We start from the raw sequence: 21,242 nt of genomic DNA on the forward strand, positions 1-21,242 counted from the left end.
GCGAGACTCCGGCCGGCGAGCGACCACACGAAATCTGAACAGCGGCGGTGCAAACCGCCGCTGTCTTTGACGATCGTCAATTCCACGAAGACATTTCTTAAGTGTTTTACCTTAACGTCAACGCCGTTGTTCGTTTTGGGGATATTTATGCTTCGTCTCTTCTCTGCCTCCATCGTTCGCCAGATTGTTGCGATCACGCTCGGCTTGCTGGTCTTCAGCACCGCCGCGATCGTCTGCGTGACCTATTACAATCTGACTTCCTATGTGATGACGAGCGCCGTCTCCGACGCGAGAGACGCGAGCCGGACGATGGCTGTTCTCTATGCCGCGGCCGATGCCGAGGTGAAGGTGAACGTCAGCAACGATCAGCTCGCGAGTGTTACCGAAGAGAAGCTCCCTGGACTCGGCGATCACAAACTGGTGGATCGCACCGCACAGTCGATATCAGGTGTCGCCACCGTTTTCGAGCGCCAGGGCAGCGACTATGTCCGCGTCTCTACCAACGTGAAGACGGAAAACGGCAGCCGCGCCGTCGGCACCAAGCTTGCCGCCAACCACCCCGCCCAGGCCGAGCTCGCCAGTGGTGAAGCCTATTACGGCCCGGCAGATCTCTTCGGCCGCAAGTTCATGACCGGTTATTTCCCGGTCAAGAACACAAGCGGTGCCAATATCGGTATCCTCTTCATCGGCATTCCAATGGAAGTCTATTTCAGCAGCCTGCACCAGCTGCTGGTTCTGGTCGTTGGCGTCGGTGTCGCCGTCTTCGCGCTGGTCGGCGTCCTCGCCTATTTCGCGATCCGCGTCTCGGTAAAGCCGCTCGAAGCGCTGACCAACACGATCAACACCATTTCCGCCGGCAATCTCGATTGCGCCGTGCCTTGCGTCGACAAGGAAAACGAGTTCGGCGCCATCGGTCGCGCGCTGGCACTTTTCCAGGACGGCGCCCGCGAGCGTCTGAGGCTCGAGACGCAGGCCGCCGAACAACGCGCGCTCAGCGATTCCGAACGCGCCCGCAACGACGAGGAAAAGCGCACGCTGGACGGACAGATCGACTTCGCCGTCAATCAGCTGGCAGCCGGTCTCGGACGCCTGTCGCAGGGCGACGTCTCGCAGACGATCGAAACGCCGTTCGTCGGTCGTCTCGAGCAACTTCGCGTCGATTTCAACGCCTCGCTCGAACGCCTGCAGACCACGCTCTCGCGTATCCGCGACAATGCTGCCTCGATCCATCATAATTCGGGCTCGATGCTGTCATCGGCCGATCAACTTTCCAAGCGCACCGAGGCGCAGGCCGCGAGCCTTGAGGAAACGGCCGCCGCTGTCGAGGAGATCACCGTCACCGTCCGTTCGTCCGCAGAGCGGGCCCGCGAGGCGAACAGCGCCGTGATTGTCACGAAGAAGACGGCCGATAGCTCCGGCGCCGTCGTCAGCGACACGGTCGCGGCCATGGCACGGATCGAGGATGCCTCCAAGCGGATCGAGCAGATCATCGAGGTCATCGACGATATCGCGTTCCAGACCAACCTCCTGGCGCTCAACGCCGGCATCGAGGCGGCTCGCGCCGGCGAGGCCGGCAAGGGCTTCGCGGTCGTCGCCATGGAAGTGCGCGAGCTCGCTCAGCGCTCCGCCGATGCGGCCCGCGAGATCAAGGGGTTGATCGAGAAGTCCACCCGCGAAGTCGCCGCCGGCTCCGGCCTGGTCCAGAAGACCGGATCGGTGCTGGCCTCGATCAGCAACGAGATCATCGCCATCAGCAAGCATGTCGAGACCATCGCCACGGCGAGCCAGGATCAGTCCGCCGCGCTTCAGGAGGTGAACGGCTCCGTCAACGCCATGGACCAGATGACGCAGCAGAATGCCGCGATGGTCGAGGAAACCACCGAGCAGAGCCGCCAGCTCGCCAGCGAGGCGGATGCGCTCATGTCGCTGATCCAGCAATTCCGCATCGAGGCGACACCTGGCCAGGCCGGCATGCGGCGCGCGGCCTGATCGGCTGTTCAGTATCACAGGAAGACGAGGGGTCGCGCATGTCGCGGCCCTTTTTCGTTGCGCGGAGTGCGAGCAGCCAGGCCAGTATCCGTTCGGGGCGCGATTGTCCCGCGGTCCGGTAGAATTCGTCCTCGGCACGCGCTGCGGACCTCTGGCCGATGTCGCCGACCTTGAGATCCTGAAGATGGGTGAATGCGATCAATTCCAACATGGCGATGTCCTTTCCTGGGAAACGAAGACATCGCTTTTTCTATACTTCGAAATCTGCTTTATAAACGCAAGAAAACCGACTATGTTTTTCATTCATGAAAAGCACGCAGTGGGATTCCTTCCAGCTCTTTCTGCAAGTCGCCCGCCTCGGCGGGCTGACCGGCGCCAGTGCGGCCAGCGGCCTCAGCCCCGCCACCATCGGCCGGCGGATGCTCGATCTTGAACAGGAGATCGGCCGCGCATTGTTCTTGCGCAGCCAGACCGGCTACCGGTTGACCGCAGATGGCCAGACCCTTCTCGATCATCTGCAGGAAATGGAAGCGGCGGCGCGCAAGGTCGATCTTTGGCGCCAGGCCGGCGGCACCGGTCTCACCGTGCGCATCGCCGCCGGCACCTGGGTCGCCTGGCTGATGGCCGAGAACTTCGGCGCCATCCGCATGCCCGGCGATGACTTCGCGATATCGCTCACAATCGGCGAGGCGCGCGCCAACCTGAACTATCGCGAAATCGATATCGGCATTCGCGCCTTCCAGCCGGAGGAAAGCAATCTCGCCGCACGGCTCTTGGGAGAGGTGGCCTACGCGGTCTATGTGAGACGCAACGCCGGCGAACAGGAAGAACGCTGGCTGGCCGTTAGTGAGGGCGACGCAATCTCCAACTATCTGAGATGGCCGCACGTCAATGCGGGAGGTTCGATCGTTGCTACCGTCAACCGCCCGCGTTCGCTGCCGGATCTCGTGCGCGCCGGAGCAGGCAAGGCCGTACTGCCCTGCTTCGTCGGCGATCTCGATCCGGAATTGCAGCGGCTGGGTCCGGAACTGCCGGAACTGCGCCACCAGCAATGGATCGTCATGAACAACGAGGACCGGCACCGCACGGAAATCCGCCGCGTCGCCGATCGCATGACCAAGCTGTTGAAGAGCTATGCCGATCTTTTCGCGGGAAAGCGCCCCAGCCGAAGCTGAGGCGCCGTGCTGCGGGCTCGGATTGGGGGCAGCTCAGTTCCGGCCGGCAACGATGACGGGGATCAGCAGGTCTCCCCAGTTTCCGTCGCCGCCGTGATGCCGTGCAGAGCGAACGATCTCTACCGAAACACCGGCATCGACGGCCTTCATGACCGACTGGTTCAGCCGGTGCAGGTCGTTGGCGAGCATGCGGATCATGCTCTGCTGGTCGGCGGTCATGCTGCTGGACTGTTCTTCCGCGCGTTCCTTGACGCGTGCGAGCGTAGGCATGGCATTTCTCCTCCTGTGTTTCGTCTACTCGGCTGCCGGCTTGAACTGGGCATGTTCTGTGGATTCGCGCATCGCGGTGGTCGAAGAGCGCCCGCCTGATATCGCCATCGAAACGGCATCGAAATAGCCGGTGCCGACTTCGCGCTGATGCTTGGTGGCGGTGTAGCCGTTGGCTTCCGCCGCGAACTCCGCCTGCTGCAGCTCGGAATAGGCGGCCATCTGCCGGTCCTTGTAGCCGCGCGCAAGCTCGTACATGCCGAAGTTCAGCTGATGGAAACCGGCCAGCGTGATGAACTGGAACTTGTAGCCCATCGCGCCCAGCTCCCGCTGGAACCTGGCGATCGTCGCGTCGTCGAGGTTCTTTTTCCAGTTGAACGACGGCGAGCAGTTGTAGGCGAGCAGCTTGCCGGGATGAACCTTGTGCACGCCTTCCGCAAAGCGCCGCGCCTGTTCGAGGTCGGGCTTGGAGGTCTCGCACCAGATCAGGTCGCAATGCGGCGCATAGGCGACGGCGCGCGCGATGCAGGGCTCCAGCCCGTTGCGGACCTGATAGAAGCCCTCGACCGTGCGCCCGGCGTCGTAGTCGACGAAGGACTGGTCGCGCTCGTCGATATCCGATGTCAGCAGCTTGGCGGCTTCCGCGTCGGTGCGGGCGATGACCAGCGTCGGTACGCCCATGACGTCGGCTGCCAGCCGAGCCGCGTCAAGATTGCGGATATGCGCGGCCGTCGGGATCAGCACCTTGCCGCCGAGGTGGCCGCACTTCTTTTCGGACGCCAGCTGGTCTTCGAAATGCACGCCGGCAACGCCCGCCTCGATATAGGCCTTCATGATCTCGAAGGCGTTGAGCGGGCCGCCGAAGCCGGCTTCCGCATCCGCGACAATTGGTGCGAACCAGCTGTCGACCGAGAGCCCATTGGCCTCGGAGGTTTCGATCTGGTCGGCGCGCTGCAGCGTCCGGTTGATGCGCTTGGCCAGCTCCGGCCCCGCATTGGCGGGATAGAGCGACTGGTCGGGATACATGGCTGACGCGGTGTTGGCGTCAGCCGCGACCTGCCAGCCCGACAGATAGATCGCCTTCAGCCCGGCGCGGACCATCTGCATCGCCTGGTTGCCCGAGAGCGCGCCGAGCGCGTTGACGAAATCGTCCTGCTGCAGCAGCTGCCAGAGCCGGTTCGCGCCCATTTCGGCGAGCGAATAGCGAAGCTCCACGGATCCGCGAAGCCGCCGGACGTCGTCCGCCGAATAGGGCCGCTCGATCCCGTCGAAGCGTCCTGCGGGAATATCGCGGTGAAGCTTGTCAAACTCTGTCATTTTTTCCTCCTTGCAGATCCCAGTGCCGCATCCGGCTGATTGACAGGATTTACAAAACGAGAAGAAATGACCAGAGTTATATGGCTAAAGGCGTTGCGAAACGAGTTTCAATGCAAAGAACTTGACAGTCTAGATCAGTAAAATTGTCAAGTTTTGTAAATTTGGTGATTGGCTTCTTCTGCAAAGGATTGTCAAAATGGCTGAGCGCAAGATCTTCGCAGGCCCCAAGGTCCGCCGCATCAGGAATGGCCTCGGCGTCACCCAGGCAGCAATGGCAGAGGCGCTTGATATATCGCCCTCCTACCTTAACCTCATCGAGCGCAACCAGCGCCCGCTGACCGTCCAGCTGCTTCTGAAGCTCGCGGCGGTCTACAAGGTCGACCTGGAGGAGTTGCGCAGCGAAAGCGACGGCAGTCTCAATCAGTTGAAGGAAGTCTTCGCCGATCCGCTGCTTTCCGGCGAATTGCCGGGTGATCAGGAATTGGTGGAAGTCGCCGAAGCCGCCCCCAATGCCGCAAGCGGCGTGATCAAGCTCTACCAGGCGTATCGCGAGCAGGCCGCTCGCCTTTCGGATCTCACGCGGTTGACTGCCACGGAAGGGCAGGTTCCCCTGATGGGCGCGCGACTGCCGGCCGACGAGGTCGCCGATATCCTGGAGCGTCGGTCCGCATATTTTCCCCGTATCGAGGATGCGGCCGAGCCTCTGGCGTCCCGTTTTGCCGAAACCCGCAACGTCGCCGATGCACTGAAGGAATGGCTGCGTGCCGAGCGCGGCATCAGCGTCCGCATCCTGCCTGTCCATGTTATGCCGGACCTGCGCCGCCGTTTCGACCGCCACTCGATGCGGCTGTTCATCTCCGAACGTCTGTCTGCCGCCGACCAGACATACGAGATCGCGATGGAAGTCGCGAACCTCGCCCTGCGTGACGAGATCGCCGCGGAACTGGAGGGATTGCCGCTCTCCACTCCGGAAGCACGGCGCGTGGCCCGCTTCGAGCTCGCCCGCTACGGCGCGCTGGCGCTCGTCATGCCATATGGCGCTTTCTTCGCGGCTGCGCAAAACACGCGCTACGATCTCGATATCCTGGCCTCGCGCTTTGCCGTCTCCTACCAGCAGGCGGCCACGCGGCTGACGATGCTGCAGCGTCCCGGATCGTCGGCCATACCGCTCTTCCTCATGGAGATCGACGCGGCGGGCCACCGGCTGCGGCGCGCTGGAGCCCAGGCCTTTCCGCAGGTCCGTTTCGGTGGCGGCTGTCCCAAGCTCAATGTTCACGCCGCCTTCCTGCAGCCTGGCCAGATCCTTGCCGAACGCGTCGAGATGCCCGACGGCGCCACCTACCTCACCATATCGAAAACGCTGAAAGGCCCGAGCGCGCCATTCGGCGAACGCATAAGGCGCACCGCGCTGCTGCTCGGCTGCGATGCCGCGGCCGGCGCCGCGACGGTCTATGGCGCCTTGGCGGCGACCCAGCCTGCGGTTGCGGCGGGGCCCGCTTGCCGGCTTTGCGAACGGCGCGGCTGTCTCTGTCGCGCCGAGCCGCCGGTCACCCGCCCCCTCGGCCTCGACGAGATGGTCGGCGGTCTGAGCAGCTTTGAATTTCAATAGGATGAAATCATTGAGATGGCAGGATTTTACGCTTGTCGGCTCTGAAAATCCTTTCTACTCTGCCGCCAAAACCAGAGGGGCCGACATCAAACGGTGCCGGAGCATGAAGCAGGAGATAGAATGAGGTCAGTAATCGCAAGGCTTGCAGCAACGGCTGTCGTTGCTGCGTTTTCATCCGTACCTTCTTTCGCACAGGAACGTGTCGTCAACGTCTACAACTGGTCGGACTATATCGACGCATCGATCCTCGAAGATTTCACCAAGGAAACCGGCATCAAGGTCGTCTACGACACCTTCGATTCCAACGAGACGGTGGAAACCAAACTGCTCGCGGGCGGCACCGGCTATGACGTCGTCGTTCCGACGGCCGACTTCCTGCAGCGCCAGATCCAGGCCGGCGTTTTCCAGAAGCTCGACAAGTCGAAGCTGCCGAACATCAGCAACATGTGGGATGTGATCCAGCAGCGCACCGCAAGCTACGATCCCGGCAACGAATATGCCGTCGACTACATGTGGGGCACTGACGGGATCGGCTACAACGTCAAGAAGGTGGCGGAGATCCTCGGCCCCGACGTCAAGCCGGGCCTCGAGGTGATCTTCGACCCGAAGGTCGCCGCCAAGTTCAAGGATTGCGGCATCTATGTCCTGGACACGCCGAAGGACGTGCTGTCGACCGCGTTGCATTATCTCGGTCTCGATCCGAACTCCAAGAATCCGGAGGACTTCAAGAAGGTCGAGGAACTGATGACGTCGGTTCGACCTTACATCCGCAAGTTCCACTCGTCGGAATACATCAACGCGCTCGCCAACGGCGATATCTGCATCGCCTTCGGCTATTCCGGCGACGTCCTGCAGGCGCGCGACCGTGCCGAGGAAGCCAAGAACGGCGTCGAGGTCGATTACTCGATCCCCTCGCAGGGCGCACAGATGTGGTTCGACATGATGGCCATCCCTGCCGATGCCCCGCATGTCGCCGAAGCGCATGAATTCATCAACTACATGATGAAGCCCGAAGTCATCGCCAAGGCCAGCGATTACACCTTCTACGCCAACGGCAACAAGACCTCGCAGCAGTTCGTAAGCAAGGATGTCCTGGAAGATCCGGCGATCTATCCGACCGAGGATATCATGGGCAAGCTCTTCACGATCTCTCCGTGGGATCCGAAAACGCAGCGTACGGCGACGCGGCTCTGGACCAAGATCGTCACCGGCCAGTAAAACACCATCAGGCCCGGGCGGCAGCGACCGGGCCTTTTTTGTATGCCGATCGTGGGGACGGCGGCCTTTTCAGAGAGATTTTCGGGGAACACTATGAAGTCACTTGGCAATATTCGCCGTTCCTTCGCGCCTTGGACGGACCCGTCCGCTAAGCCGTTCATCTCCTTCAGGAGCGTGACCAAGCAGTTTGGTGACTTCACCGCGGTCGACGATCTCTCGCTCGATATCTACCACCGCGAGTTCTTCGCCCTTCTTGGCGCCTCCGGCTGCGGCAAGTCCACCCTGCTGCGCATGCTTGCCGGCTTCGAGCAGCCGACGGCGGGCGAGATCGTGCTTGACGGAACCGATCTGGCCGGTACGCCGCCCTACAAGCGGCCGGTCAACATGATGTTCCAGTCCTACGCGCTCTTCCCGCACATGACGGTCGAGAAGAACATCGCCTTCGGCCTGCGCCAGGACGGAATGGCCAAGGACGAGATCGCCGAGCGCGTCTCGCAGATGCTGAAGATGGTCAAGCTCGAGAAGTTCGCTTCCCGCAAGCCAAACCAGCTCTCCGGCGGCCAGCGCCAGCGCGTCGCGCTCGCCCGTTCGCTCGCCAAGCGTCCGAAGGTGCTGCTGCTCGACGAGCCGTTGGGCGCGCTCGACAAGAAGCTGCGCGAGGAAACCCAGTTCGAACTGATGGACCTGCAACAGAGCCTCGGCCTGACCTTCGTCGTTGTCACCCACGACCAGGAAGAGGCGATGACCATGGCCGACCGCATCGCCGTCATGAGCCACGGCAAGGTGGTCCAAGTGGCGACGCCGGCCGAAATATACGAGGCGCCCAACTCGCGCTTCGTCGCCGACTTCATCGGCGACGTGAACATCTTCGACGGCAAGGTCGTCGGCGCCAACGACAGCACCGTCGAGATCGCCGTCGATGACGAATTCTCGATCAAGGTCGTCACGCCGGAAAAGCCGGCGATGGGCTCCTCGGCGGGCTTCGCGATCCGCCCGGAAAAGCTGAAGGTCGGCCGCAAGCCGCCGGCCCATCCCGGCATCAATGCGGTTTCCGGTGAGCTCTGGGACATCGGCTATCTCGGCGACATGACCGTCTTCCATGTGAAGCTGAAGAGCGGCAAGGTCGTAAAGGCCTCGCTCTTGAACGCGCAGCGCGCCGTGGACGACCCCTTCACCTACGACCAGGAAGTCTGGATCACCTTCGCCGAAGACGCCGGCGTGCTGCTGAAGGATTGAACCATGGGCAAACTCGGTTCCGCCGTCTACAGCCGTCTGGTCATCATCGTCCCTTATGTCTGGCTGCTGCTCTTCTTCCTGGCGCCATTCTTCATCGTCTTCCGCATTTCGCTGTCCACCACCGCGATCGCCATGCCGCCCTATGAGCCGGTGTTCGCGCTTTCGGACGGCTGGGCAGGGATATGGGAGAAGATCGGCACTTTCTCCTTCGACAACTACAGCTACCTGATCGACGATCCGCTCTATTTCAACGCCTATCTGTCGAGCGTCATCATCGCCGGCGTCTCCACCTTCCTGACGCTGCTGATCGCCTATCCGATCGCCTACGGCATGGCGCAGGCGCCGCGTACCATCCGACCGACGCTGCTGATGCTCGTCATCCTGCCTTTCTGGACGAGCTTCCTGATCCGCGTCTATGCCTGGATCGCGATCCTCAAGCCGGAGGGCCTGCTCAACCAGCTGCTGCAGTCCCTGCACCTCATCGACAGCCCCCTGATCATCCTCAATACAAATGTCGCGGTCTATATCGGCATCGTTTATTCCTACCTGCCGTTCATGGTGCTGCCGCTCTATTCCTCACTGGAAAAGATGGACGGTACGCTGATCGAGGCGGCGCAGGATCTCGGCTGCCCGCCGATCACAGCCTTCTGGCGCGTCACCTTTCCGCTGTCGCTGCCGGGCGTCGTCGCCGGCTGCATGCTGGTCTTCATCCCTGCCGTCGGCGAATTCGTCATCCCCGATCTGCTCGGCGGATCGCAAACGCTGATGATTGGCAAGACGCTGTGGAACGAGTTCAACGCCAATCGTGACTGGCCGGTGTCCTCGGCGGTGGCGACGATCCTGCTGCTGATCCTGGTGATCCCGATCGTGTTCTTCCAGAACGCGCAAGCCAAAGCCGATGAGCAGGGGAAGTAAGCCATGCTGAGATGGACCCGTTTCAACATTGCCTCCGTCGCCCTCGGCTTCGCCTTCCTCTACCTGCCCATCGTTCTGCTCGTGGTGTTTTCCTTCAACGAGTCGAAACTGGTCACCGTCTGGGGCGGCTTCTCGACCAAATGGTACGCCTCGCTGTTCCACAATCAGGCGCTGCTCGACGCCGCCTGGGTGACGGTGCGCGTCGGCGTCCTGTCGGCGACCGCCGCGACGATCCTCGGCACCTTCGCCGCGATCGCCCTGGTCCGCTATACGCGCTTCCGTGGCCGCATGCTGTTTTCGGGCATGGTTTATGCTCCGCTCGTCATGCCCGAGGTCATCACCGGCCTGTCGCTGCTCTTGCTCTTCGTGGCTGTCGGTTTCGATCGTGGCTTCTGGACCATTACGCTGGCGCACACCACGCTGACGATGTGCTTCGTTGCCGTCGTCGTCCAGTCGCGGCTATTGAGCTTCGATCGCTCGATCGAGGAAGCGGCGATGGATCTCGGCGCGCCGCCGGTGCGTACCTTCTTCGAGGTGACGCTGCCGATCATCGCGCCCGCGGTCCTCTCCGGCTGGATCCTGGCCTTCACCCTGTCGCTCGATGACCTCGTGATCGCGAGCTTCACCTCCGGGCCGGGCGCAACCACGCTGCCGATGAAGATCTACAGCCAGGTCCGTCTAGGCGTGACGCCGGAGATCAACGCGGTCTGCACGCTGCTGATCGGCGTGGTCACGATCGGCGTCATCTGCGCATCCGTCATCACCAAGCGGCGCGAAGTGCAGCGCGAACGCGATGAGCGAGCAGCGGCGAACGCGCCCTGATTATTGGGGCTGGGCGGGCTGTAGCGGTCCGTTGCGAGCATGTGCGGGCGAAAGCAGCGGATCGGGCCACGAGCCACCGATGAAGAACGGCAACGGCGGAAATTCGGCCGCCAACGCGGGGTCCGTGGCCTCGATCGATCCTGATAGAGCCAGCCCGCTCGATTGATAGGGAATGACGCCGGATAGTGTCAGCGTTTCCTGCGGCCCCTCGATCCGCGCATCGCGCAGCACCGCGGCACCGTTCTCGATGTCGGCGGTGATGTCGAAGCGGTTGAAGGGCAGCGCGCGGTGGGATACTGCGGCCAGCGGAAAGAAGTCCGATTTGGCCGCCTCCGCGCGCACCGCCTGGGTATCGAAGCCTGACAAGGAGCCGGCACCGGCGCGAAACGCGATTGTTCCAGTCAGGTCGCCGACGCCGGCTTTCCAGAGCGGCAGTCCGGTGCGGACGGCGACATCAAGCGAACCGGAGGCTAGCGGCAGCGGTCCGTTCAATTGAAGGCGCTCGATCAGTCCGCCGAAATCCGCACCGCGAATGGACATCTGCAGCTTGCCGCCGCCGTCGAAGTCGCCACGCGTTGCTTCGAGATGGGCGGTGAGCGAACCGCCCTCGAACTGGCTGTCGCCGATATCGAGCTTCGCCTCGTTGCTCGAAACAATGATGCTGGCGCCCATGCCAGTCAGCGTGAAGGGAGCGATCTGTGCTTGCTTGGCCGAAAGCCTCAGATCGAGATCGAGCCGCTGAAGCGGTCCGCCATCCGGTGGCCCTCCCGCTTCGCCGGCCGCAAGTCTGAGCACAAAGGCGTCGAACAGCGACTTGAAGTTGATCTGGTCGAACGCCAGCGTCCCGCCAAGCTTGGCGCGCTCGTTGGCGATATATGAGAAGTCCATCACTCCGGTTGCGTTCGCGCCATTGATCCCGAGGCTGACATTGTTGAAACGGAAACCGTTGGCGGCCGAGAGCACATCGGTCTCGACCGAGAAGGCCTTGAGCGTTGCAATGCCGGGCACCGACTTACCGGACCAGTCCAGCAATGCCGGCAGATCCGGCACGTTGAGCGCGATGTTGCCGGAAACGCCGGCGAGATTGGAAATATTGGCGAGCCCGTCGAAGCGGGCCATCAGAAGCTTGGAGGTCAACGCAGTGCTTAGCTGCGCGCTTTTGCCGGCAAAGATCAACAAAGGACTGCGAGAGGAAAAATCGATCTTCAGGTCCTGACCGCTGGTGCGGGCGATCAGCACCGCAGAGATCGGGCTCGACAGCTTGCGCCAGTCGACATCGGCGGTTACGCCCTCGAAGCGATAGGTCTTGCCGCTGGCGACATCGGTCATATCGAGTGTTCCGTCCTCGACCGTGATGGTGCCGATCTCGGCATCCAGGCCTCTGTCGAGAGTTTGGCGACCGCCATCCTCGCGGGCACTATCGATCGCCTTGGCGAGCAGGCCCTCGTTCGTCCAGTCGATCATCCCGCTCGCCTCTCGGGTCAGCTTCAGGCTGGGACGCAGCAGGTGGAACTCATGAAAATTGGCGCGGCCCCGGAAGGCGTCGATCAGGTTGAATTCGGCCGACAGGCTCTCGATGGTGCCGAGCAGCTTGTGGTCGCCACCTGTCTTTCGAATGGACATCTGGTTGAGCGTGATGCGCGGTGTCGGCCAGAACTCCACAACCGGCCTGCCGGAAATTTCCGCCCGATAGCCCGTCCATTTCGACACCGCATCCTCGATGCCGGAGCGAACAAGACTGGTGGATACGAGATAGGGGCCGGCGACGCGCAGTGCCACGAAGATGGACAGGGCAATGAGCAGGACCACGGTCGCGAGCCGCGCGAAGCCGGGCAGCCAACGTGAAACGGGTCTGATTTTCTTCCGCCAGCGCGGCTGTCGAGACATGCTCATGATTGTCGCCAGTATTTCCGGCCGTTCGCCCGTTAATCCACTGAAATGCCGGATATATCAAATGCCCGACGCATGCAAATCCATACCGGCCGCGTCCACTCGTCACTGGCTTTATACGCCGATATGGCATCTTATATAGGCAGCCGAACAGGAGGTATGTGCATGCGTGACGACAAGCCGCTCTGGTTACCCTCGCAGGCTTCGGTCGAGGCAAGTCCGATGTACGCCTTCATGCAGAAGTGCAACCGCGATTTCGGCTTGTCGCTCAAGACCTACGAAGACCTGCACGCATGGTCGGTCGCCGAACGCGAGCGCTTCTGGACGGCTGTCTGGCAGTTCTGCGACGTGAAGGGAGAACGTGGAGACACGGCGCTTCTCGATGGCGAGATCATGCTCGATGCACGCTTCTTTCCCGAAGCGAGTCTGAATTTCGCTGAGAACCTCCTGTCCGATGAAGGGGAGGGTATCGCCATCCTTTTCCGCGGCGAGGACAAGGTCAGCGACGCCTGGAGCTGGGATCGGCTGCGCAGCCTTGTCTCCCGGCTGCAGCAGGCGATGAAAGCGGAGGGCATCGGTCCCGGCGACCGTGTCGCAGCGATGATGCCCAACGTACCCGAGACCGTCGCATTCATGCTGGCCGCCGCCTCGATCGGCGCCATATGGTCGTCCTGCTCTCCGGATTTCGGCGAGCAGGGCGTGCTCGACCGCTTCGGTCAGATCGAACCGAAGCTGTTCGTCGCCTGCGACGCCTACTGGTATGGCGGCAAGCTGCAGGACGTCACGGCAAAGGTGGCAGCGGTCTCCAAACGCTTGGGAACGGCAGCCGTCATCGTCCACTATGCCGGAGATGTCGAAGCCACGGCGCGGGCGGTCTCCGGCGCGAAAACCATGAACGACTTCATCGCACCCTTCGAGGCGACGCAACTGGAGTTCCGGCGCCTGCCTTTCTCCCATCCTCTCTATATCCTGTTCTCGTCGGGCACGACGGGCGTTCCCAAATGCATCGTCCACTCCGCCGGTGGCACATTGCTGCAGCACCTGAAGGAACATCGTCTGCATTGCGGTCTGCAGCCCGGCGAGCGCCTGTTCTACTTCACCACCTGCGGCTGGATGATGTGGAACTGGCTGGTAAGTGGTCTGGCCGTCGGCGCCACACTCTGCCTGTTCGATGGCTCCCCGTTCGCGCCTGATGGGAATGTGCTGTTCGATTATGCCGAAGCCGAAAGGTTCGCCGTCTTTGGTACGTCCGCCAAGTACATCGACGCGGTGCGCAAGAGCGGCCTCACGCCCGCCGCCTCGCACGATCTGTCCAGCCTCCGCCTCATCACCTCCACCGGTTCGCCGCTGTCGCCGGAAGGGTTCAGCTTCGTCTATGAAGGGATCAAACCTGATGTCCAGCTGGCCTCCATCTCGGGCGGCACCGATATCGTCTCCTGCTTCGTTCTCGGCAATCCGCTGCAGCCGGTCTGGCGCGGCGAGATCCAGGGGCCGGGGCTCGGCCTTGCGATGGACGTATGGGACGACGACGGCAGGCCGGTGCGCGAGGAGAAGGGCGAACTTGTCTGCACCAAGGCTTTCCCGTCGATGCCGATCATGTTCTGGAACGATCCCGGTGGCGCCAAGTACAAGGCGGCCTATTTCGAGCGTTTCGACAACGTCTGGTGCCACGGCGATTTCGCCGAATGGACGGACCATCACGGCATTGTGATCCATGGCCGTTCGGACGCCACCCTCAATCCCGGTGGCGTGCGCATCGGTACCGCAGAGATCTATAACCAGGTCGAGCAGATGGAGGAGGTGGCCGAGGCGCTGTGCATCGGGCAGGATTGGGATGACGACGTGCGCGTCGTGCTCTTCGTCCGTCTCGCCCCCGGCGTGGCGCTGTCCGACGAGCTCGCGAAAGCCATGAAAACCCGCATTCGCAGCGGTGCCTCGCCGCGCCACGTGCCCGCGAAGATCATTGCCGTCAGCGATATCCCGCGCACCAAATCAGGCAAGATTGTCGAACTGGCCGTCCGCGAGATTGTTCACGGTCGCCCGGTCAAGAACAAGGAGGCGCTGGCCAATCCGGAGGCGCTGGAGCTTTTCGCAGGTCTTGAAGAACTTCGGGTATAGCCACGGCGGCCGGTTCGCTCAAATCTTAACGAAACTACAATCTTTCAGCGGGAAGACCTGCCGTCTGCTGGAAACCTTTTGTTAAGAAACCCTTGTCAAAGGTTTACCGAACTTGGGGCTGCATATGAACGAAGCAGCTAGGAGCCTCTCGCTCCCGATACATGACGTTGAACGACTGAGCCCTTGTTGAACAGCACCCAAACTTTCAGGCAGCCCGCGTGGCTGCCTTTTTTCTTTCAGCCTGCCAGAACCCGCTGTGACGGGAAGGTGATTTCGACAAGCGTTCCCTCGTTCGGCGTCGAGCTGATCGCGAAGGTCGCACGGTTGGCATCGACCATCGCCTTGGTCAGCGGCAGGCCGAGACCCGTGCCGTCGCCGCGGTTGCGCGTCTGCGTCGAAACCTGACGGAACGGCTTCATCGCCTGATCGAGCTCGCCGCGCGTCATGCCGATGCCGGTGTCGCGGACCCTGAGAACCACGCTGCCATTCGCCTCGTAGGAGGTGGAAACCACGATCTGTCCGCCCGATGGCGTAAACCGGATCGAGTTCGACAGGATGTTGAGCGCGATCTGCTTGATCGAGCGCAGGTCGGCCACAACCTCGGGAACGGCCTGCGAAAGCGCGGTGCGGATGATAACCCGCTGGCTGTTGGCCTGCGGTTGCAGCAATGCCACTGCTTCGGAAACAGCCTCGTTGAGGCCTATGGCGACGAAGTCCAGCTCCATCTCGCCGGCTTCGATCTTCGAGATGTCGAGCAGGTCGTTGACGATATCGAGCACATGGCGGCCGGAGCGGCCGATGTCGTTGGCATACTCGATGTAACGCGGATGGCCGATCGGACCGAAGCGCTCGCTCGCCATCATGTCGGAGAAGCCGATGATGGCGTTGAGCGGCGTACGGATCTCGTGGCTGACGCGGGCGAGGAAGTCGGTCTTGTGATCGTTGGCGGTCTCGGCGGCGCTCTTGGCGCTGCGCAGCTCGTCTTCCGTGCGCTTCCACTGCGTGATGTCGCGGATGACAGCGCAGTAGCCGCTCGAAGACGTTAGCTGCCCCATGGTCATGAACAGTGGCACGAAGCCGCCCGCCGCCTCGCGACCGATTACTTCGCGACCGTCATTGAGCACGCTGGCGACGCCATGGCCGGAAAGGCCGTTGAGATAGTCGAGCACAGCCTTCTGGCTTTCATGTGCGAACAGCATGACGAAAGGCTTGCCGCGCGTTTCTTCCTCGTCGTAGTTGAACAAAGCGCTCGCCGAACGGTTCATCGAGCGGATATCGCCGTCGAGCCCGATGACGACCACGCCATCGGTGGCGGTTTCGAGGATCGAGCGCAGTTCCTCCACTTCCACCTGCAGCTTGGCGACCTTCTCGATCATACGGTCGGCGGGACGGGTATCGATGGTCGCTGCCGGTCGCGCTGGAACCGAAACCTCGTTTGCAACGGGAATGAGCGCCAGCATCAGGGCACTGGATTCCTGCCAGCGAATGGACTGCAGCTTCGCCGTCACCGGAACCAGATCGTCATCGACGGTCACCAGCATCATGGCGCCGGCGCGCCCCGCCTTTTCCTCCAGGTCGTGACGCTGCAGCAGCGCGTCGATGCCGCCGACATCGGCCAGGTCTTGGAGTGACTGGTAGCCGGTCAGGCGCATGAACTCGGGATTGGCGTGGATCAGTTGGTCGCCAGCATGTATGAGGACGGCGACAGGCATCTGGTCGATGAGTTCGGTCGAAAGTCCGTCCGTCATCTTCACGCGTGGCGGGATGAAGTTCGCCAGCATGTCCATCTGGCTCACGGTCTCTTCCAGCCCCTCGGTCACGTCGTCGTCACTATCGGCTTGGGGAAGCGGAGCCTGATCGTCGCCCGCTTCCACGGATTCGACGCCATCCTCCGCGATATCCTCATCCGGCGTTTCCGCGTGATCGGCGATATTCTTCTCGACAGCCGAATTCTTTTCGGTAGCGGGTGCCTCGTCCGTCTCTTGGGCGGCCGCCGTCTCTGCTTCCTCTTCCGCATCGCGCACGCCAAACGCCTCGAGGCGCTTGGCGATCTCGCGGAAGTTCGCCTGCTCGGCATTGCTGAGCGTCGGCCCGGCGCCATGCAACTGCACGATCTTGTCGGTCAGCCGGCGGCTCGGCGTTTCCACGATGCGCAGGGCAGGCGGCTCGTGCTTCGGCGGCGCCGATGTCTCGGCAGCGTCTTTGCTTTCGGGCTGCTCATCCGAAACGTCGGGCGTCTGCGCACCCGTATCGTCTTCCGCCACCGCGGGCTCAATGCCTTCGCTGGCTGGGGCCTCGGCAGCTTCAGGCGCCGTTTCCACCGCTACCTCTTCCGCAGCCTCGGTTTCGGCCAGTTCCTCCAGCACATCGGCCGGCTGGCCGAGTTCGGTGCTGTCGTGCACCACGCCGTCAGGCCCGAGGCTGAGGCCGAGCGCAAGCGGATCTTCCGCCGCATCCGAAAGGCGCACCACGCCAAAGCCGCGGAAACCGTCGAATTCGCGGCTGCGAGTATAGGTCGGCAGTGCCGCGAGGTCGACGGGAACGGCCAGACTGGTGCCTTCGATCGGCCAATGAATGGTTTTGCCCGACCATGTGTCGCGCCGCGCCAGCGCCTCGGCGATCTTTCCGTCCGGGTCGAGATTGAAGAGGGCCGCGATATCGCCGAAACCGACGCCGATGATATTGGAGGCATGCGGACCAACCGCTTCGGCGAATTCGCCCGAAACTTCGCTGAACCGCCCTTCGGCATCAATCTTCCACACGAAGCGCGTCGCCCGGCTGTTCGGGCGGAAAACGAAGGGAGCGGGGTGATCCGTCGCCGGGCCTTCCGATCCGTCATCGGCCGAGGCGGTCGTTTCCTCGGGCTCGGCCTCGGCAAGGGCCGGTTCGACAGCCGCGTCGTCGTACGCGTCTTCTTTGTGCTCGACCTCACTCGCACCCTGTCCGTCGGCTTCCGCCTGCAGGGCAGCGAGTTCCTCGGCTTCACCCACGGACAGATCTTCGAACTCGTCCTGTGTGTCTTCCGGACCGGCAGGCTCCTCCTCAGCCTCAATCACATCGATCTCGGCGGTCGCGTCATCCCGCGCGATCTCCGGCTCGCTCTGTTCGGCTGCAGGTTCATCGAAGTCGGCCATCGTGTCGTCGACAGGCGACTCCGCCAGCGCGGCTTCCTCGGCGACGAGGGCGGCTTCTTCCTCGCTCACGATGCCGGCGTCGTCGGCGTCATCCTCGGGTGCGTCGTCCAGCTCCTCGATATCGGCCACGGCATCGATCGCCTCGATGAAGCTCGGGGCAGCGCTCGGCTCGTTATGGTTAATAGCGGCTGTGGATAAAGCGGGTGCCGGCGGTTCGATCGGATCGAGATGACCGAGAACGGTCTCGACCGCGAAGAGAAGATTAAGCGGCGGCTCGTCACTGAGTCGGCCGACGGCCGCGGGCAGGTAACCCTTGCCTGTCGCGACTGGGCGCTTCACCAGCCGGTCGGCATGGTCTCCGGCCAGAACGATCATCGCCTTGGCAGTCTGCTGCGTCACGCCAAGCGCGGCATAGCCCGGCGAGGCGGCAATGATCTCGCCATCGGCGCCGATCACGGCCATGTGGGTGTCCGGATCGTCGAGCCCTTGCAGCATCTGTTCGGCAGATGCCTTGATCGAAAGCTTTTCCATCGAGACGGGCAGGGAGACGAGAACCGCGCGCTCGCCGGAGGATAGGCGCACCAATTCCACCGTCGCCTGCACCATGACGCGCTGGAATCCCCTGGCGATGCGAATCATGAAGTTGCGGCTCTCGCCGGTATCCGCAAGTTGCCGGGCCGTCGCTTCGAGTTGCCGGAACGTGATGTCGGTGGCGCTCACGCCCTGATCAAGCAGATCATAGACCGCCGCATGGCCGAAAAGCTCCGCGCCGGCACCGTTTGCCCATAGCGCCCGCCCGAGATCTGCCGAAAACAGCACCATCCCCTCGCCACGCGAAAAACGTTCCCGCACGCGCGGGTGAACAGCGATGTCGATGAACGGGTATTGCACTGCCGGCATGATCGAACCTTTGGCTTCGGTCACATTCAAATTAACGGTCTATTAATAACGACAGGCCCGAAACTGGTCCAGCAATCGCACTGCATTTCAGCCGAAAAGGTTAACGCGTTGTGCGCTGCACAATCATGTTGCAATGCACAATGAAATGCCCTATATGAAGATTACCTAACCTACAGGCCATCACGCAGGTCCAGACTAGAGGAGCGCATACCAATGGCTACAGTAAAGATGGACGACATTTTTTCAATGTCCGCCTTCGACCCGTCCAAGTACAACGAATCCTTCCGCGATTTCGCCGAAAAGAGTGCCCAGCAGTCGCGCGAGGCATTTGCCAAGATGAAGTCCGCCGGCGAGGAAGCCACCAAGACGATCGAGACGACGGTTCACAACGCCCAGGCCGGCGCCGCCGAGATCGGCCACCAGGCGATCGACGCTCTGCGCACCAATGCCGCTAACTCGCTGAGCCATCTCGACGCGCTGCTGTCGGTCAAGTCGGTTGCCGAACTGATCGAGCTGCAGACCGCTTTCGTGCGCAAGCAGGCGGAACTGAGCGTCGAGCAGGCGAAGTCCTTCCAGGAAACCTCCAAGCAGGTTGCCGAAAAGCTGGCGAAGCCATCCAAGGAAGCGGCTGAAAAGGTCATGGCGTCTTTCAAGGCTGCCTGATTTTACGGATATGGTGACAAGGGTCGGACGATTTGTCCGGCCTTTTTGTGCATTGAGTGGAGATAGGACTTGAATTAATTTTCGAGTCCTCGTATGTGACCCCCGTCGCGGTCGACGCGACATATGCGGTTGTAGCTCAGTTGGTTAGAGCGCAGGTTTGTGGCACCTGAGGTCGGAGGTTCGAGACCCCCCAACCGTACCACCTTCTCCCACAATGCTATCACCATCGATTGATTCGACCTTTGCGTCGGATTTCTCATGGCTGTCAGGTTTATTCTGCTGAAGTCGTGGGATACCGCCTCATTTGGCGGGTTAACGAAAGGTAGGCTGCGCTCAAGCCGCTTTTTGCCTTTAAAGACAATGGGTGAGGGGCGTCTCCCTTGCCTTGGAAACTCCGCAGCCTAATTCCCCCGCTGCGCCACCGATGATCACGATTAACCATACTGCATTGCAAAATGTGAATGGGAGTGTCATTTTCCGTCCGGGGGCTAATTCAGAGTGATTTCAGAAGGAGACTTAAATGTCCATTTCGCTCAACAATCTGGATGAATCCAACGCGACTGCCGTATCCGCATTTGACGTGGCTTCGGCCGTGAAGGCAGCGCGCGAGGGTGTTGGATACAGTGTCGACGATCTCGCTGTTACATGTGGCCTGGTCGCCGGTGAAATCGAGGATATCGAAAGCGGCGAAGACGCCGATCCCGCAAAGCTCAAGCGAATTGCCGCCGCGCTGCAGGTGCCGGTTTCCTCGTTCGTCACGATGTGACAAAGATTTCAGGCCACGCGGGCTGTATTGTTGCCCGGGTGGCCTCCCGCCTATGATGCGGTTGCCGTCAGATTTGCGGTATCTACCCTCCCTGTTTTAAGAACTTCTTCACCACATCGGTTAAACTGCATGAACGGCTGCTACTCTAGGGTAGATTTACCGTGACAGGTGGTATGGTGTGTTAGCAACTTGTGGGCGAATGTCCTTGGAGAGACGCCGAGGCACAGGCCCGGCGGCATTTCCGGGCCGAGGGCAAACATGAACCGTATTCGTCGTTTAGACGATAGGCAGATCGACATGGGCACGCTCGCTTTGCGAAGCGCGCTCGCCTTCCTTTCGGTTCTCGCCGTTGTCTTGCCGATACTGAACGTCATCTTCGCGGATGGGCCCGACGCCTTGCGGCTGGGCGATTTTCGTCTGCTCGCCATGGCCGCCTATCTGCTGCCGCTCGCTTACGTCGCGGGATTGGCCGCTGTTTTCGTCGACGGAATGCGCTCGCATGCGCTCTTCATCGATCTGACGGGGGTCGTTGTCGGCGCGGTGGCGGTTCTCCGTACGAGCTACGTGCTTTTCTCGGATGCGGCCACAGGCTCGGAGATCATTGGCGAGTTCGTCTCGGTGTCGCTCGGAAGTGGCGCAGTGCCGCTTCTGCTTCTGCTACTTGGCGGATCCTGGCTGCTGCAAAAGACCTGGCTTGACTGAAACTCCTGCCGCGCGGTGGAACCGCGTGTGTGTCCAAAACGTTTGAGGATACACAGGAGAAAACGTGCATGTCCAAGTCCCTGCTATATGGCGCAACCAAGGTCGACGAAACGAACAGCGCTTATTCCGCGATCGCGAGCCTCGAGCAGTTCCAGTGGAAGAACCGTGTAATCGTGATCTTTGCCGATCGCGACAACGCTCGTGCCGCGCGTCAGGAAAACCAGCTTCTAGCTGATCGTCCTGCACTGGAAGAGCGCGATATCGTGATGCTGAAGATCGGCAATGGCTCCGTCCGCCTGCTTTTCGGTGCAGGGCAGGGGCTGGACGCCGATGCTATTGCGGCTGAGCTGGAAGCGCCCGAGGCAGGCGAGTTCGCAGCGCATCTGGTTGGCAAGGATGGCACGGTAAAGCTGAAGGTCAGCGAACCTGTCAGCAACGGCGAGCTTTTCGCGATCATCGACAGCATGCCCGTTCGGGCCGCCGAGGCTTTCGCCGACCAAAAGAGGGACGACAGCCCCTGA

At 61.7% G+C, this 21,242-nt stretch carries 16 protein-coding genes and 1 tRNA gene; 13 read left to right on the forward strand and 4 right to left on the reverse strand.

Annotation, left to right across the window (positions count from 1 at the left end):
• Positions 1 to 147 precede the first annotated feature (147 nt).
• On the forward strand, positions 148 to 1,989 hold the full coding sequence (locus tag QTL95_RS11085) for a methyl-accepting chemotaxis protein (protein WP_289720021.1): 1,842 nt from the start codon (positions 148 to 150) through the stop codon (positions 1,987 to 1,989).
• Between the two features lie 305 nt (positions 1,990 to 2,294).
• The gene (locus QTL95_RS11090) at positions 2,295 to 3,164 is read left to right on the forward strand and encodes a LysR family transcriptional regulator (RefSeq protein ID WP_289720022.1); all 870 of its coding nucleotides are present in this window, start codon (positions 2,295 to 2,297) and stop codon (positions 3,162 to 3,164) included.
• Positions 3,165 to 3,197: 33 nt separating this feature from the next.
• Here QTL95_RS11090 and QTL95_RS11095 read toward each other — a convergent pair whose 3' ends face one another.
• Positions 3,198 to 3,434: an SMc00767 family acetate metabolism repressor gene (locus tag QTL95_RS11095; protein ID WP_289720023.1), complete on the reverse strand. Its 237-nt coding sequence runs from the start codon at positions 3,432 to 3,434 to the stop codon at positions 3,198 to 3,200.
• A 24-nt stretch (positions 3,435 to 3,458) separates the two neighbouring features.
• The gene (aceA, locus tag QTL95_RS11100; RefSeq protein ID WP_289720024.1) at positions 3,459 to 4,748 is read right to left on the reverse strand and encodes an isocitrate lyase; all 1,290 of its coding nucleotides are present in this window, start codon (positions 4,746 to 4,748) and stop codon (positions 3,459 to 3,461) included.
• Positions 4,749 to 4,944: 196 nt separating this feature from the next.
• Here aceA and QTL95_RS11105 point away from each other — a divergent pair, with 196 nt between their 5' ends.
• The 5 genes from QTL95_RS11105 (at position 4,945) to QTL95_RS11125 (ending at position 10,548) form a co-directional block, all read left to right on the forward strand.
• On the forward strand, positions 4,945 to 6,357 hold the full coding sequence (locus QTL95_RS11105) for a helix-turn-helix domain-containing protein (RefSeq protein WP_289720025.1): 1,413 nt from the start codon (positions 4,945 to 4,947) through the stop codon (positions 6,355 to 6,357).
• A 120-nt stretch (positions 6,358 to 6,477) separates the two neighbouring features.
• A complete protein-coding gene (locus tag QTL95_RS11110) occupies positions 6,478 to 7,575 on the forward strand; it encodes a polyamine ABC transporter substrate-binding protein (RefSeq protein WP_289720026.1) in 1,098 nt (365 codons plus the stop codon).
• Between the two features lie 93 nt (positions 7,576 to 7,668).
• Positions 7,669 to 8,811, forward strand: a complete 1,143-nt coding sequence (locus QTL95_RS11115; RefSeq protein WP_289720027.1) for an ABC transporter ATP-binding protein — start codon at positions 7,669 to 7,671, stop codon at positions 8,809 to 8,811.
• A gap of 3 nt (positions 8,812 to 8,814) precedes the next feature.
• Positions 8,815 to 9,726, forward strand: a complete 912-nt coding sequence (locus tag QTL95_RS11120; protein WP_289720028.1) for an ABC transporter permease subunit — start codon at positions 8,815 to 8,817, stop codon at positions 9,724 to 9,726.
• Positions 9,727 to 9,729: 3 nt separating this feature from the next.
• Positions 9,730 to 10,548, forward strand: a complete 819-nt coding sequence (locus tag QTL95_RS11125; RefSeq protein WP_289720029.1) for an ABC transporter permease — start codon at positions 9,730 to 9,732, stop codon at positions 10,546 to 10,548.
• Here the strand turns inward: QTL95_RS11125 and QTL95_RS11130 are convergent, their stop codons facing one another.
• Positions 10,549 to 12,441 carry an AsmA family protein gene (locus QTL95_RS11130; RefSeq protein ID WP_289720030.1) on the reverse strand — a complete coding sequence of 631 codons (1,893 nt, stop codon included), beginning with the start codon at positions 12,439 to 12,441 and terminating at the stop codon, positions 10,549 to 10,551.
• A 162-nt stretch (positions 12,442 to 12,603) separates the two neighbouring features.
• Here QTL95_RS11130 and QTL95_RS11135 point away from each other — a divergent pair, with 162 nt between their 5' ends.
• Entirely contained in the window at positions 12,604 to 14,556 is a 1,953-nt protein-coding gene (locus tag QTL95_RS11135) for an acetoacetate--CoA ligase (protein ID WP_289720031.1), read from the forward strand.
• Between the two features lie 236 nt (positions 14,557 to 14,792).
• On the opposite strand, the gene QTL95_RS11140 is transcribed toward QTL95_RS11135, so the two are convergent.
• Positions 14,793 to 18,590 carry a sensor histidine kinase gene (locus tag QTL95_RS11140; protein ID WP_289720032.1) on the reverse strand — a complete coding sequence of 1,266 codons (3,798 nt, stop codon included), beginning with the start codon at positions 18,588 to 18,590 and terminating at the stop codon, positions 14,793 to 14,795.
• A 213-nt stretch (positions 18,591 to 18,803) separates the two neighbouring features.
• Here QTL95_RS11140 and QTL95_RS11145 point away from each other — a divergent pair, with 213 nt between their 5' ends.
• The 5 genes from QTL95_RS11145 (at position 18,804) to QTL95_RS11165 (ending at position 21,242) form a co-directional block, all read left to right on the forward strand.
• A complete protein-coding gene (locus tag QTL95_RS11145) occupies positions 18,804 to 19,253 on the forward strand; it encodes a phasin (protein WP_289720033.1) in 450 nt (149 codons plus the stop codon).
• 125 nt (positions 19,254 to 19,378) lie between these two features.
• Positions 19,379 to 19,455 (forward strand) — tRNA-His (locus QTL95_RS11150).
• 318 nt (positions 19,456 to 19,773) lie between these two features.
• The gene (locus QTL95_RS11155; protein ID WP_037187295.1) at positions 19,774 to 20,019 is read left to right on the forward strand and encodes a helix-turn-helix domain-containing protein; all 246 of its coding nucleotides are present in this window, start codon (positions 19,774 to 19,776) and stop codon (positions 20,017 to 20,019) included.
• 258 nt (positions 20,020 to 20,277) lie between these two features.
• A complete protein-coding gene (locus tag QTL95_RS11160; protein ID WP_289720034.1) occupies positions 20,278 to 20,721 on the forward strand; it encodes a hypothetical protein in 444 nt (147 codons plus the stop codon).
• A 68-nt stretch (positions 20,722 to 20,789) separates the two neighbouring features.
• Positions 20,790 to 21,242 carry a DUF4174 domain-containing protein gene (locus QTL95_RS11165; RefSeq protein WP_289720035.1) on the forward strand — a complete coding sequence of 151 codons (453 nt, stop codon included), beginning with the start codon at positions 20,790 to 20,792 and terminating at the stop codon, positions 21,240 to 21,242.

It is taken from the genome of Rhizobium sp. S152, from assembly GCF_030380735.1.
Lineage (GTDB): Bacteria > Pseudomonadota > Alphaproteobacteria > Rhizobiales > Rhizobiaceae > Rhizobium.